At 71.3% G+C, this 13,883-nt stretch carries 13 protein-coding genes; 4 read left to right on the top strand and 9 right to left on the bottom strand.

Annotated features, from left to right (window positions below; genetic code table 11):
* Window positions 1-6: 6 nt before the first annotated feature.
* Both STRAU_RS09765 and pdhA read right to left on the bottom strand, forming a co-directional pair.
* Entirely contained in the window at window positions 7-987 is a 981-nt protein-coding gene (locus tag STRAU_RS09765) for an alpha-ketoacid dehydrogenase subunit beta (protein ID WP_016640113.1), read from the bottom strand.
* Between the two features lie 2 nt (window positions 988-989).
* Entirely contained in the window at window positions 990-2,240 is a 1,251-nt protein-coding gene (gene pdhA, locus STRAU_RS09760; RefSeq protein WP_016640112.1) for a pyruvate dehydrogenase (acetyl-transferring) E1 component subunit alpha, read from the bottom strand.
* A 358-nt stretch (window positions 2,241-2,598) separates the two neighbouring features.
* Between pdhA and STRAU_RS09755 the strand changes: the two genes are divergently transcribed.
* On the top strand, window positions 2,599-3,258 hold the full coding sequence (locus STRAU_RS09755; RefSeq protein WP_016640111.1) for a response regulator: 660 nt from the start codon (window positions 2,599-2,601) through the stop codon (window positions 3,256-3,258).
* Window positions 3,259-3,383: 125 nt separating this feature from the next.
* Window positions 3,384-3,827, top strand: a complete 444-nt coding sequence (locus tag STRAU_RS09750; RefSeq protein WP_016640110.1) for a pyridoxamine 5'-phosphate oxidase family protein — start codon at window positions 3,384-3,386, stop codon at window positions 3,825-3,827.
* 18 nt (window positions 3,828-3,845) lie between these two features.
* Here STRAU_RS09750 and STRAU_RS09745 read toward each other — a convergent pair whose 3' ends face one another.
* Entirely contained in the window at window positions 3,846-5,450 is a 1,605-nt protein-coding gene (locus tag STRAU_RS09745; RefSeq protein ID WP_078621102.1) for a protein kinase domain-containing protein, read from the bottom strand.
* A 362-nt stretch (window positions 5,451-5,812) separates the two neighbouring features.
* Between STRAU_RS09745 and STRAU_RS09740 the strand changes: the two genes are divergently transcribed.
* On the top strand, window positions 5,813-7,447 hold the full coding sequence (locus tag STRAU_RS09740) for a protein kinase domain-containing protein (protein ID WP_016640108.1): 1,635 nt from the start codon (window positions 5,813-5,815) through the stop codon (window positions 7,445-7,447).
* Between the two features lie 118 nt (window positions 7,448-7,565).
* Here the strand turns inward: STRAU_RS09740 and STRAU_RS09735 are convergent, their stop codons facing one another.
* Window positions 7,566-8,249, bottom strand: a complete 684-nt coding sequence (locus tag STRAU_RS09735; RefSeq protein WP_016640107.1) for a TetR/AcrR family transcriptional regulator C-terminal domain-containing protein — start codon at window positions 8,247-8,249, stop codon at window positions 7,566-7,568.
* Window positions 8,250-8,522: 273 nt separating this feature from the next.
* On the opposite strand from STRAU_RS09735, the gene STRAU_RS09730 reads away from it, so the two are divergent.
* On the top strand, window positions 8,523-8,984 hold the full coding sequence (locus STRAU_RS09730) for a carboxymuconolactone decarboxylase family protein (RefSeq protein WP_037658453.1): 462 nt from the start codon (window positions 8,523-8,525) through the stop codon (window positions 8,982-8,984).
* Between the two features lie 121 nt (window positions 8,985-9,105).
* Here STRAU_RS09730 and STRAU_RS09725 read toward each other — a convergent pair whose 3' ends face one another.
* The 5 genes from STRAU_RS09725 to STRAU_RS09705 all read right to left on the bottom strand — a co-directional run.
* A complete protein-coding gene (locus STRAU_RS09725; protein WP_016640104.1) occupies window positions 9,106-9,648 on the bottom strand; it encodes a bacterial proteasome activator family protein in 543 nt (180 codons plus the stop codon).
* A gap of 110 nt (window positions 9,649-9,758) precedes the next feature.
* Window positions 9,759-10,214 (bottom strand): hypothetical protein, encoded by a 456-nt coding sequence (locus STRAU_RS09720; RefSeq protein WP_052029022.1) that lies wholly within the window; start codon window positions 10,212-10,214, stop codon window positions 9,759-9,761.
* Between the two features lie 315 nt (window positions 10,215-10,529).
* Window positions 10,530-11,522, bottom strand: coding sequence for an NAD(P)H-quinone oxidoreductase (locus tag STRAU_RS09715; RefSeq protein WP_016640102.1), 993 nt, complete (start codon window positions 11,520-11,522; stop codon window positions 10,530-10,532).
* A gap of 77 nt (window positions 11,523-11,599) precedes the next feature.
* Entirely contained in the window at window positions 11,600-12,679 is a 1,080-nt protein-coding gene (locus tag STRAU_RS09710) for a potassium channel family protein (RefSeq protein WP_037658451.1), read from the bottom strand.
* On the bottom strand, window positions 12,676-13,883 hold a 1,208-nt coding region (locus STRAU_RS09705), incomplete at its 5' end, for a molybdopterin molybdotransferase MoeA (protein WP_052029021.1). The genes STRAU_RS09710 and STRAU_RS09705, both read right to left, overlap by 4 nt.

The following is a 13,883-nucleotide window of genomic DNA, read 5'->3' as shown; positions in this document are numbered from 1 at the left end:
CCTTCCTCAGTACGCCAGCGAGCGGTCGACGGCGTCGAGCACCCGGTCGAGGCCCGGCAGATAGTCCTCTTCCACCCGCGCGGGCGGATACGGGGCGTGGAAGCCGCCGACGCGCAGCACCGGCGCCTCCAGGTGGTAGAAGCACCGCTCGGTGACGCGCGCGGCGATCTCGGCGCCCGAGCCGAAGAACGTCGGCGCCTCGTGCACCACGATCAGGCGGCCGGTCTTCTCCACCGACGCCTGCACCGTGTCGAAGTCGAGCGGCGAGATGGAGCGCAGGTCGACGACCTCCAGGGACTTGCCCTCCTCCTCGGCGGCCGCGGCGGCCTCCAGGCAGGTCTTCACCATCGGGCCGTACGCCACCAGCGTCGCGTCGGTGCCCTCGCGGACCGCCCGGGCCTTGTGCAGCGGGTCCGGAATGGCGTCGGTGTTGACCTCGCCCTTGTCCCAATAGCGCCGCTTGGGCTCGAAGTAGATCACCGGGTCGTCGCTCTGGATGGCCTGCTGAAGCATCCAGTACGCGTCCGAGGAGTTGGACGGCGTGACCACCTTCAGGCCGGCGACGTGCGCGAACAGCGACTCCGGGGACTCGCTGTGGTGCTCGACGGCGCCGATGCCGCCGCCGTACGGAATGCGGATGACGACCGGCACCTTGATCTTGCCGAGCGCCCGCGCGTGCATCTTGGCGAGCTGCGTGACGATCTGGTCGTACGCCGGGAAGACGAAGCCGTCGAACTGGATCTCCACGACCGGGCGATACCCGCGCAGGGCCAGGCCGATGGCCGTGCCGACGATGCCCGACTCGGCGAGCGGGGTGTCGATGACGCGGTCCTCGCCGAAGTCCTTCTGCAGCCCGTCGGTGACCCGGAAGACGCCGCCGAGCTTGCCGACGTCCTCGCCCATGACGAGGACCTTCGGGTCGGCGTCGAGCGCCGCCCGCAGAGATTCGTTGATCGCCTTGGCGATCGGCAACTTCTGTACGGCCATGACTACTTGACCTCCCCGCCCGTGGCGGCGTCCACCGGAGCGTCCGCGAACGACGCCTGGTAGGCGGCGAACTGGGCGCGCTCCTCGTCCACGAGCGCGTGTCCGTCGGCGTAGATGTTCTCGAAGATCGACATCGGCTCCGGGTCCGGCATCGACCGCACCGCCTCCCGCACTCGTTTGCCCAACGTCTCGCTCTCGGCCTCGAGTTCCGCGAAGAATCCCTCATCCGCGTGACCTTCGGCCTCCAGGTGGGCCCGCAGCCGCAGGATCGGGTCCTTGGCCTCCCATGCCTCCCGCTCCTCGTCGCGGCGGTAGCGCGTCGGGTCGTCGGAGGTGGTGTGCGCGCCCATGCGGTACGTGAACGCCTCGACCAGCGAGGGTCCCTCGCCGGCCCGCGCCCGCTCCAGGGCCCACTTGGTGACCGCGAGACAGGCCAGCACGTCGTTGCCGTCAACGCGGACGCCGGGGAAGCCGTAGCCCTGCGCGCGCTGGTAGAGCGGCACCCGGCTCTGCTTCTCCGTCGGCTCGGAGATCGCCCACTGGTTGTTCTGGCAGAAGAACACCACGGGGGCGTTGTAGACGGCGGAGAACGTGAACGACTCGGCCACGTCGCCCTGGCTGGTGGCGCCGTCACCGAAGTAGGCGATCACCGCGCTGTCGGCGCCATCCTTGGCCACGCCCATCGCGTAGCCGGTGGCGTGCAGCGTCTGCGAGCCGATGACGATCGTGTAGAGCTGGAAGCCGTTGGTGTTGGGGTCCCAGCCGCCGTGGTTCACGCCGCGGAACATGCCGAGCAGCAGCGTCGGGTCGACGCCCTTGCACCAGGCGACGCCGTGCTCGCGGTAGGTGGGGAAGACATAGTCGTCCGCGCGGGTCGCGCGGCCCGAACCGACCTGTGCGGCCTCCTGCCCGAGCAGCGACGGCCACAGGCCCAGCTCGCCCTGCCGCTGCAGGGTGACGGCCTCCGCGTCGAAACGGCGGGTGAGAACCATGTCCCGGTACAGGGAGCGGAGGTCGTCGGGGGTGATGTCCGCGACGTACTTGTCGTACGTGGCGTTCTCGACCCGCTCGCCCTCGGGGGTCAGCAGCTGTACGAGCTCGGGCTCGCCGCCCTGAGCGGCCTCGGCCCCTTTGCCCCGAGCGACGTCTTTCTTGGCGCTCACACTCTTCTTGGCGCCGGCGCCGGCGCTCGCGCGCTTGCCGCCGCTGCCTGCGCGGCGCGGTGTGCGCGCGGCGGTGCTTTCCACGGTCACGTGTGCTCCTCCGTCGGTCCGGTCCCCGGGGTCCACCGGGAGACCAGTACGGCTCGCCCGATTCCAGCCCGTCGCACGGGGTGGGTGCGCTCAGCCGGGACAAGGCGTGACAGTTGCTCCGGCGAGCACCCTTCTCCAAGCACGTTACCCAGTGTGTCCCAAAACTGTGAAACCTCGTCTGACCTGCAATTTTGCTTGGATTTCCAAGTAAATACCGCTAGGAAATCCAAGTAAATCGAGAAGCGTGGAAACACAGCCTGGTCACAGCACTGATCACAGCCTGGCAGGGGGCCGGAACACCGGCACGTTATCCCGCCCACCTAGGGCACGGGAAGAGTTGATGTGTGAGACTGACAGCGTGCGCGAAGAAGGAAAAATCACCGTATTCCTGCTCGACGATCACGAAGTCGTCCGGCGCGGAGTCCATGAGCTGCTCTCCGTGGAGTCCGACATCGAGGTGGTCGGCGAGGCCGGCACCGCGGCGGACGCGCTGGTGCGCATTCCGGCCACCCGGCCGGATGTGGCGGTGCTCGACGTGCGCCTTCCGGACGGCAGCGGCGTCGAGGTGTGCCGCGAGATCCGTTCCCAGGACGACTCCATCAAATGCCTGATGCTGACGTCGTTCGCCGACGACGAGGCCCTCTTCGACGCGATCATGGCCGGCGCTTCCGGCTACGTCCTCAAAGCCATTCGCGGCAATGAACTGCTCACCGCGGTGCGCGATGTCGCCGCCGGAAAGTCCCTGCTCGACCCGGTCGCCACGGCCCGCGTCCTGGAGCGCCTGCGCGACGGCAACAACGCCAAGGGCGACGACCGGCTGGCCAATCTCACCGAACAGGAACGCAAGATTCTGGACCTGATCGGCGAGGGCCTGACCAACCGCGCCATCGGCGAGCGGCTGCACCTCGCCGAGAAGACGATCAAGAATTACGTCTCCAGCCTGCTGTCCAAGCTGGGCATGGAGCGCCGGTCGCAGGCGGCGGCGTACGTGGCGCGGATGCAGGCCGAGCGGCGCTGACGGGGCGCGCCCACGCGGCCGCGCCGTCGACCCGGCCGCCCACCGTCTTACACGGGACTTATGGCCCCCTCTTCCGGGGCGGGCGGCTCTTCTTCCCGCGCCGGCCACTGACGCAGGGTGGGGGCATGCCGACCGATCAACAGCTCGCCTACGAACTGCTGCGGCGCACGGACTACGGCCGGGTGGCGACCAGCATGCGGGCGCTGCCCTTCCTCGCGGTGGCGCGGCATGTCGTCGTCGACGGCCGCATCCTGCTGCGCATGCACCGGGGCTTCGACTATCACCAGGCGTGCGCGGGCAGCGTCGTGGCGTACGGGGCGGACAACCTCAGCACCGAGACGGAGCGCGACGGCCAGTGGACCGTCCAGTTCGTCGGCCAGTGCGAAACGATCACCCCGACGACGGCGGAACTCCACCTCTTCGGCCCGGCCCCCCACTACGTGGACGGCGACCTCTTCGACCCCGTGTACCTGGGCATAGACCCCCAGATGTCCACGGTCCACACGCTCACGGGCCGCCCCGCCGCCGCCCCCGCGAGGAGCTGTTCCGCGTCCCGCGCGGGCGGCTGACCGGCCGCCCGCGGGAGGTCACTCCGTGTCGCCCTCGCCGCCCTGGACGGCACCCTCGCTGTTGCCCCCGTCGTCCGTCGGATCGGTCGGCGGGTCCGTCGGATCGGTCGGCGGATCGGTCGGATCGGTCGGCGGGTCCGTCGGGTCCGTGGGCGGATCGGTCGGGCCTGTCGTCGGGTCCGTCGGGTCCGTCGGCGGGTTCGTCGGCTGCGTGGGCTGCTGCGTGTTCTGCGTGGGCGGCTGAGTCCAGTCCCCGGTCTGTCCCCCGCTCCCGTCACCACCGGGCTGCGTGGTGCCGTCGGGAGTCTCTTCTTCCTTGCTCTTGCTGGGCGACTTCTCCTGCGACTGCTTGGTCGACGGCGTCGTGGGCGTCTTGTCCTTCTTGCCGCCGTTGCCGTCGCCCGCGGACAGCGCGTAGGCGACACCCGCCGCGATCGCGATCACCGCGAGCACGGCGAGGATCCACATCTTGCCGCGACCGCGCCCGCGGCCGCCGTCCCGGTGCCCGCCGTCGAAGCCGCCGTCGTCGCCGCCCGGCGGCCGCAGCATCGTGCCGGGGATCTGCTGCGTACCGGAATCACCGGGATGCGGCATGGCGGCCGTACCGGCGACCCCCATCGCGGGCGTGTGCCCGCCCTCGTGCATGCCCGCCATCTCGACGGGTCCGGTGTTCCAGGTCCCGGTGTGGCTGCCCTGCTCGGCCAGCATCTGCAGGCCGTACTGGACCAGGCCGCGCATCTCCTCGGCGGTCTGGAAGCGGTCGTCCGGGTCCTTGGCGAGCGAGCGCATGACGAGCCCGTCGAGCTCCGGCGGCGCCGCGTCGGAGACCTCCGAGGGCGGCACCGGAGTGTCCTGCACGTGCTGGTAGACCACGGACAGCGGCGTCTCGCCGGTGAACGGCGGCCGCAGCGCGAGCAGTTCGTACAGCAGACACCCGGTCGCGTACAGGTCGCTGCGGTGGTCGACGGCCTTGCCGAGCGCCTGCTCGGGCGAGAGGTACTGCGGCGTGCCCATGACCATGCCGGTCTGCGTCATCGTCGACTGCGCCCCGTGCAGGGCGCGCGCGATGCCGAAGTCCATCACCTTCACGGCACCGGCATGGGTGATGCTGACGTTCGCGGGCTTGATGTCGCGGTGCACGATGCCGTGCTGGTGGGAGTACGCGAGCGCCTCGAGCACTCCGGACACGATGATCAGGGCCTGCTCCGGACCCGGGGCCTCCGCGTTGATCAGCAGATCCCGGATCGTGCGGCCCTCGACGAGCTCCATCACGATGTACGGCACGGAGTTGCCGTTGATGACGTCCTCGCCGGAGTCGTAGACCCCGACGACCGCGTGGTGGTTCAGGCCGGCCACCGACTGCGCCTCGCGCGTGAAGCGCGCCTTGGACACCGGGTCCTCGGCGAGGTCGGAGCGCAGCAACTTGACCGCGACGGTGCGGCCCAGACGTACATCCTCGGCGGCGAACACCTCGGCCATGCCACCGCGGCCGAGCCTGCGGGTCAGCCGGTACCGGCCGTCTCCGACAAGTCCGCCATTGCCCCACATCTCAGGTGAGTCCGACATACCGCCGCCAGTCGCCTCGGGGTCGGACGGGCCCTGAGCGCGCTGCGTCTGTGCCATCAGTCCTCGCCGTCGTTTCTGATCGTGGTCCGTCGTGTGAGGAGCGTGTACCGGATACGTGATAGAGCGGTACGGGGTACTCCGCCGTGCCACGCTACAGCCTTCTCGGGGGCCGTCGGTCCGACGTGGACCGGCCATCAAACCCGCCGAGGGCCCCACGGGGCAAACTTGTAACGCTTCCGAGACTCTTCTTGCGCGTACGGTCACGGAACGGGCACCGAGCTTGACGTGTCACTGCCCTCGGGCAGACTTGGCCTGGAATAGCGGATCGATCACCGTCGTCAAGACGTCTTCGGTCGCGCCCAAGCCACAGTCACAGCCGCGGCGCCGTCTCGTGCCCGCGCCGATGGGGGACGCACGACATGAGCCAGGACGGCGCTCAGGGCCGGTACGCGGGCAGTTCACTGGCCGGCGGCCGCTATCAGCTGCGCGATCTGCTCGGCGAGGGCGGCATGGCCTCGGTGCATCTCGCGTACGACACCGTGCTCGACCGCCAGGTCGCGATCAAGACACTCCACACGGAGCTCGGCCGCGAACAGTCCTTCCGCGAGCGCTTCCGCCGCGAGGCCCAGGCCGTGGCCAAGCTCACGCACACGAACATCGTGTCGGTCTTCGACACCGGCGAGGACGACCTCGGTGGCGCGACGATGCCGTACATCGTCATGGAGTACGTCGAGGGCAAGCCGCTCGGCTCGGTCCTGGACGCCGCCATCCGCCAGCACGGCGCGATGCCCACCGACCAGGCCCTGAAGATCACCGCCGATGTGCTCGCGGCCCTGGAGATCAGCCACGAGATGGGCCTGGTCCACCGCGACATCAAGCCCGGCAACGTGATGATGACCAAGCGCAACGTCGTCAAGGTCATGGACTTCGGCATCGCCCGCGCCATGCAGTCCGGCGTCACGTCGATGACGCAGACCGGCATGGTCGTCGGCACCCCCCAGTACCTCTCGCCCGAGCAGGCCCTCGGCCGCGGCGTGGACGCCCGCTCCGACCTGTACTCGGTCGGCATCATGCTCTTCCAACTGGTGACGGGGCGCATCCCGTTCGACGCGGACTCGCCGCTCGCCATCGCGTACGCGCACGTCCAGGAGGAGCCGGTCGCTCCCTCCTCGATCAACCGTTCCCTTCCGCCCGCGATCGACGCGCTCGTCGCCCGCGCGCTGAAGAAGAACCCGAACGAGCGTTTCCCGACCGCGGAGGCGATGCGCGACGAGTGCCTGCGGATCGCCCAGTCCTTCCAGACGGCGGCCCCCAGCATCGTTCCCGGCGCCCAGACCGCGAGCGGCGCGGGCGTGGGTTCCGCGGTGTTCCCGCCGGTCGACACCGCGGCGCCGGCCGCGGGCGGCGTCCAGACGCCGTACCAGCCGGGCCCCTACGGCCCCGCGACCCCGGCCCCCGCGCCCACCCCCACACCGGGGTACGGCTACCCCCAGCCGGGCTACCAGACCCCGGCGCCCACGAACGCGTACGCCCCCCAGGCGTCCCAGACGCCCCCTCCGTACACCATCTCCCCGCAGCCCGCGACGGCCACGCCGGCCGGAGGACCGGGCCGGTCGGGCGGCGGCAAGCGGAACATGCCGGTGATCATCGGCTCGATCGTCGTCGCGCTCCTCGCGATCGGCGGCCTCATCGCCGCGGTCGCGCTGAACGGCGGGGGCGGCGACGACGGTGGCGGCGGCAAGGAGTCGAAGAAGCCGGTGGCGGGGCACCGGGGCCCGGACCGGACGAAGACCGTCGAGAAGACGCTCTGCACCGAGCCGGAGACCGCGTACAACGACCCGAAGAAGATCAAGATGCCGGAGTTCGCCTTCAAGGACTGGCGCTCGGTGCTGTCCTGCCTGCAGGCGGCCGGATGGCACTACGACAAGAACATGGTCGACGAGAACACGTACGGCGAGGACACGATCATGCGGACCGTGCCCAAGGCCGGCGAGGACCTCGACCCGAAGAACGTGGACATCCAGTTCGACATCTCGACGGGCAACCCGGCCTGAGGCCCGACTGCCCGACGGCGCGGGGCCCGGTACGCAGCACGCGTACCGGGCCCCGCGCGTTCGTCCGGGTGCTTCCCGGCCGTCAGGGCCCGTCTCTCAGGCGGGCAGAGCCTGTCTCTCAGGCGGACCGCGCCGCGATGAGCTGGTTCTCGAAGCCGTCGAGCAGGGTCCGCAGGCCGTAGTCGAACGTGTCCTCCGGCGCCGCGCCGAACTCGGCGGCGGGCGTCTCCAGGCGGCTGCGCAGCCGCGGGAACCGCCCGGCCACCTCGCTCGCCTCCGCCATGAACTCCGCGAGCCGCTCCTGCGCGTCGCCGCCGTCGCGGCCCAGGCGCCGGGTGACCGAAGCGGTGGCGGAGGCACCGAGGACGTTGCCGAGGACGAAGGTGAACACGCTGGCCGCGGCCTGGTCCGCCGCAGGACCCGTGAAGCCCGCCCCCTCGTACACGGCGAGGCAGTGGTCGTCGTACCGGGCCTTGGCGGGGCCGTAGAACAGGTGCGAGCCGAATGCCTGCACCAGCCACGGGTGCCGCGTGAGCATCGCGCGCAGTCCGGTCGCCAGGGACGCGGCCGCCGCGCGCCAGCCGACGGCGTCCGGGTCGGGCAGCTCGATCTCGTTCCACACCTCGTCGCCGACGAGCTGGACCAGGTCGTCCTTGTTCTTCACATGCCAGTAGACCGCCGTCGCGGCCGAGTCGAGACGCTTGCCGAGGCTGCGCATGTTCAGGCCCTCCAGGCCCTCCTCGTCGAGCAGCTCGATGGCCGTCCTGATGATCTGTTCCTTGGTCAGCGTGTCGCGCGGCATGACCTGACGATAACCGTCGCCCGGCCGAGGGCGAATCCCTGCTTGAACTAAGTGCAGGTATTCCTTGCACTTAGTTCAAGAGCTGCCCTATGTTCTACGTACTCGACCTGAACTTAGTGCGAGTTCCCGGCCGCCCGGGCTCCCGGTCCTCACCCCGCGATCGCGTTCCGGCACACCTGACGCGAGCCGACCCACCCCGCTCCGCCCCACCGACCCCCACAGCACCACCACGAACGTCCGCGGCACGCGCGGACCGTACACAGAGGAACAGTCATGCAAGCACGTATGAAGAATCCGGCATTCGTCCTCCCCGATGGCATCAAGGGGATCGGCAGCATCTTCAAGGCCATCAACGAGGGCGGCATCTCGCACGAACTCCAGGAGCTCGTCGGCCTGCGGGCCAGCCAGATCAACGGGTGCAGCGCCTGCGTGCACGCGCACGTGGACAACCTCGTCAAGGCCGGCACGAGCACGGAGCGGATCGGCGGCGTGGCCGCCTGGCGCGAGGCTCCGTTCTTCACGGACGCCGAGCGCGCCGCCCTCGCCCTGACGGAGGCCGTCACCCGCGTCGCCGACCGTTCCGGCCACGCGGTTCCGGACGCCCTGTGGGACGAGGTCGCCGACCACTTCGACGAGCGGGAGCTGTCCGCCCTGATCCTGGTCATCGGCGTGACGAACATGTTCAACCGGATCAACGCGACGATTCAGGAGCCCGCCGGTACGAAGTGGGGCTAGCCGACAGGACGAGGGGCCCGGCACACGGTGTGTGCCGGGCCCCGCCGTCGTTCGTGTCGTACGTGTCGGTCGTAGGTGTCCGTCGTTCGTTTCTGTCCGTCGTACGGGACGTGCCTGACGGCTAGAGGTAGGGGCCGCCGCTGCGGCCCGCGATGCCGCCGCCCTCCTCGCCGCCCTCGTGTCCGCCCACGCCCGGCGGCAGTGCGCGGCGCATCTGCTCTAGCTGGGCCCGCGCGGCCATCTGCTGGGCGAACAGGGTCGTCTGGATCCCGTGGAAGAGCCCTTCGAGCCAGCCCACCAACTGGGCCTGCGCGATGCGCAGTTCCGCGTCGCTCGGCGTCCCCTCCTCGGTGAAGGGGAGCGAGAGCCGCTCCAGCTCCTCGACCAGCTCGGGGGCCAGGCCGTCCTCCAGCTCCTTCACGGAGCTGGAGTGGATCTCCTTGAGGCGCACCCGGCTCGCCTCGTCCAGAGGTGCCGCCCGCACCTCCTCCAGAAGCTGCTTGATCATGCTGCCGATGCGCATGACCTTCGCGGGCTGCTCGACCATGTCTGTCACCGGGACCTCGCGGGACTCGTCGTCTCCGCCACCGAGAGCCATTCCGTCCTGGCCCACGACCAGGACCTGCGGATTCTCCGGCGACCGTTCGTTCCTCGGCATCTCCATGCCGCCATTCTCTCGTACCTGTCGCTCACACCTCCGTGGTGCCCCCACAGGCCGGTGATCCACCGTGTACGAGGGCGTACGCCGTGTCGACCGGGGCCGCCGGGGCCCGGTCAGCCCCGGCGCAGGCGCAGGCCGAGGAAGCCGAGGCCAAGGCCGATCAGGACCATGCCCGCGCCGAGCGGCAGTACCCGCAGGCCGGGGAACGCGGGCCCCTCGGCCGCCCGCTCCCGGGGCGCGTCGGCCGCGGTGGGGGGCGGCGGTGGCAGTACCGGGGTCGGCCGGGACTGCTCCGGGCGGCGTACCTCGCGGGGCGGGGGCGGCAGCTGCCGCCAGACGGCCGGGTCGCGCACGGCTCCCTGGTGCACGCGTCCGGGCCGCTGCCGCCCCTCACCCGCACGGTTTCCCGCCAGCGAGCCGGTGCCGTAGTAGGGGGCCGGGGCGGAGGCGTCGGGGGCCGGAGCAGGGGCCGCGTACGCCGTCGGCGTACCGAATCCGACGGGGAGCAGCGCCGCCACGAGGACCGGTGCTACCGCCGCGCGGAGCGCGCCCCGCAGCCGTGATGTCACCGCGCTGGCCCCCTCCCGGTGCCGGGTCGTCGCCGAGGTAGTCGCCGAGATGGCGGAACGCCCGGACCCGCGCCGCACGCGAGGCCCAAGGGGCGTACGGCCAGCGTCACATGACGCGCCGCATCCGGCATCTCGGCGACGCCCGGGCCGGGGACAGAGGCCACGGGTGACGCCCGGCTCGGGGAAGGGGCCACGCCGCCGACGGGCAGGGGGGGGGCGGGCCGGTCCGCGGTAAGGGGGGCCGGTCCGCGGCAGGGGGTGCCAGGTCACGGCAGCGGGCGCCGGTCCGCGTGTGGCTGTCCGGGTCGGGGCCGGTCAGGCTCCGTCCGGCTCCCGGGTGAGGAGGACCTTCCCGATGTGGCCGCTCTCCTCGAGCACCTGGTGCGCGGCCGCCGCCTCCCGCATCGGGAAGGCCCGGTCCACGACCGGCCGGACCTGGCCCGCGCCGATCAGCGGCCACACGTGTTCCCGTACGGCCGCGACGATCGCGGACTTCTCGCTCACCGGGCGGCCGCGCAGCGAGGTCGCCGTGATGGCGCCGCGCTTGCCCAGGAGCGCGGCGATGTTCAGCTCGCCCTTCACCCCGCCCTGCATGCCGATGATGGCGAGGCGGCCGTTGACGGCGAGGGCGCGCACGTTCCGGTCCAGGTACTTGGCGCCCATGATGTCCAGGATCACGTCCGCGCCCGCGCCGTCCGTGGCCTGGCGGATCTCCTCGACGAAGTCCTGCTCGCGGTAGTCGATGAGCACGTCGGCGCCAAGATCGCCGCAGAACGCCAGCTTCTCCTTGCCGCCCGCGGTCACCGCCACCTTGGCGCCGACGGCCTTGGCGAGCTGGATCGCCATGGTGCCGATGCCGCTCGCACCGCCGTGCGCCAGCAGGGTCTCGCCGGGGCGCAGATGGGCGACCATGAACACGTTGGACCACACCGTGCACGTGACCTCGGGCAACGCCGCCGCCGTGACGAGGTCGACGCCGTCCGGCACGGGCAGGACCTGACCGGCGGGCACGGCGACCCGCTCCGCGTACCCGCCGCCCGCGAGCAGCGCGCACACCTCGTCGCCGACCGACCAGCCCGCGACCCCGGCGCCGACCGCGGCGACGCGGCCCGAGCACTCCAGGCCCGGGTAGGGGGAGGTGCCGGGCGGCGGGTCGTAGAACCCCTGCCGTTGCAGCAGGTCGGCGCGGTTCACGGCGCTGGCGGCCACATCGATGAGGACCTCGCCGTCACCGGGTACGGGATCGGGGACCTCGGCCCACTGAAGCGCCTCGGGGCCGCCGGGTTCGGGGATCGTGATCGCATACATGCGGGCGAGGCTACTCCCGCCCCACCGCGCTCACCGGGTCCCCCGGCGACGCAGACCGGTCACGCTCACCGGCGCGCTCACCGACCCTGCGGCGGAGCCGGCTGCGGGGACGCCCGGATGATCGTGATCAGACGGTCCGTCAACTGCAGCTTGCCGATCGCCGGATCGTCGTATCCGAGGACGCGGTGGCCGCGTACGACACTGACGACGAGGTCGTCCGTCTCCCGCACACCCCGCCCCACCTCGGCCTTTATCACCGGCCGTTCGACGAGGTCGAGCCCGCTGCCCTGCTGGATCAGGTCCTCCATGACCAGGCCCGCGCTCGGGCTGAGCACCGACAGACCGAGCAACCGCCCCGCGGCGCTGGCGCTGGTGATGACGGCGTCGGCGCCGGACTGCCGCAGCAGCGGCGCGTTCTCCTCCTCGCGCACCGCCGCCACGATCTTCGCCTGACGGTTGAGCTGCCGCGCGGTCAGCGCGACGAGCACCGCCGTGTCGTCGCGCTGCGTCGCGATGATGATCTGGCGCGCCCGCTGCAACTCGGCCCGCAACAGCACATCGCTGCGGGTCGCGTCCCCGATGACTCCGGCGAAGCCCTCCGCCGTGGCCGCGTCGACGACCTTCGAGCTCGGGTCGACGACCACGATCTGCTCGGGCTTCAGACCGGTCGCCTGCACGGTCTGCACCGCGGACCGGCCCTTGGTGCCGAAGCCGATGACGACGGTGTGGTCACGCAAGTTGGACCTCCAGCGGGACAGCCGCCATTCCTCGCGGGTGCGTTCGGTCAGCACTTCGAGGGTGGTGCCGACCAGGATGATCAGGAAGATCACGCGCAGCGGCGTGATCAGCAGGATATTGGTGAGCCGGGCGCTGTCGCTGTGCGGCACGATGTCGCCGTAGCCGGTGGTGGAGAGCGTCACGGTGGCGTAGTACGAGGCGTCGAGGAAGTCGATCGTCTCGTTGGCGTTGTCGTGGTAGCCCTCGCGGTCGACCCACACGATGAGGATCGTCAAGAAGAGCACGAACAGCGCCATCAGCAGCCGCTTGCCGACCTGGCGCAGCGGTCGCTCGACGACACGGCGGGGCAATTTGACCCGGTGTGTCACCAAGTGTTCGTCGGCTTGGCGCGCGATCGCGTCATGGCCGGGAAGTTTCACGTGAAACACACCCCGCCGTCGGGCCCGGAACCGCCCAACTCCCCGTACTGTCCGCCCGGTTCGGCCCAGGGCAGATCCAGGATCTCCAGCTCCTGCCCCTTGCGCGCACCACCGGCCGGAACCACCGCGAGCCCATCGGCAGCCGCGATGCCGCGCAGCATCGCGGGGCCGTTGTAGTGCAGCGGCACCGCGTACTCCCCGCGCAGCGTGACCGGGACGAGCCGGGTGTCATGCGGATGACCGTGTACGTCAGCGCGCAGCGGCGCGACGTACGACTCCGGGGCCGGGCGGCCCGCGAGCCCGCGCAGCAGGGGCTCGGCCAGGGTCAGCAGCCCGGAGACGGCGGCGAGGGGGTTGCCGGGGAGGCCGACGAGGTGACGCTCGCCCCGGCCTGCCGTCTCGGCCGTTTCGGGCCCCGGCGCCGTCCGGGGGAGACGGGCGAGCAGCATGGGGTGCCCGGGGCGCACCGCGACGCCGTCGACGAGCAGTTCGGCGCCGATGCGGCGCAGCGTGGGATGGACGTGGTCGACGGGCCCGGACGCGGTGCCTCCGGTCGTCACGAGGAGGTCGGCCGTGGACGTGGCGAGGGCTTCGTACAGGGCCTCCGCGTCGTCCCCGAGCCGCCGGACCGCGGTCACCTCCGCGCCGAGCGCCCGCAGCCACGGCGGCAGCATCGGACCGAGCGCGTCCCGGATGCGGCCCTCCTGGGGGAGCCCCTCGGTGAGCAACTCGTCGCCCAGGACGAGGACTTCGGCGCGGGGGCGGGCGGCGACGTACAGCGCGTCGTACCCGGCGGCCGCGGCCAGGCCGAGGACCGCCGGGGTCACCAGCGCGCCGGGCGGCAGCAACTGGTCGCCCGCCCGGCACTCCTGGCCACGCGGCCGGATGTCCTGACCGGGTACGACCTCGCGCCGGGGGTGCAGCTGCCCCTTGTCGTCGACGTGACCGTGCTCGCTGCGGATCACCGCGGTGGTGTCCTGCGGGATCCGGGCGCCGGTCGCGATCCGCGCCGCCTCGCCGTCGCCCAGCGGCCGGGGGCTGTCCTGGCCCGCGAGGATCCCGCCGGGCAGCAACACCCAGGGCCCGGGGCCGGCCACGGCCCACCCGTCCATCGCGGAGGTGTCGAAGGAGGGAAGGTCGGTGAGGGCGGTGAGGGGGGCGGTGAGGGTGCGGCCGAGGGTCAGGGGGAGGGGGGTGGGGGTGG

It is taken from the genome of Streptomyces aurantiacus JA 4570, assembly GCF_000414115.1.
Taxonomy (GTDB): domain Bacteria; phylum Actinomycetota; class Actinomycetes; order Streptomycetales; family Streptomycetaceae; genus Streptomyces; species Streptomyces aurantiacus_A.
Note: the sequence above shows the minus strand (reverse complement) of the source record. Positions and strands in the feature narration are given on the sequence as shown.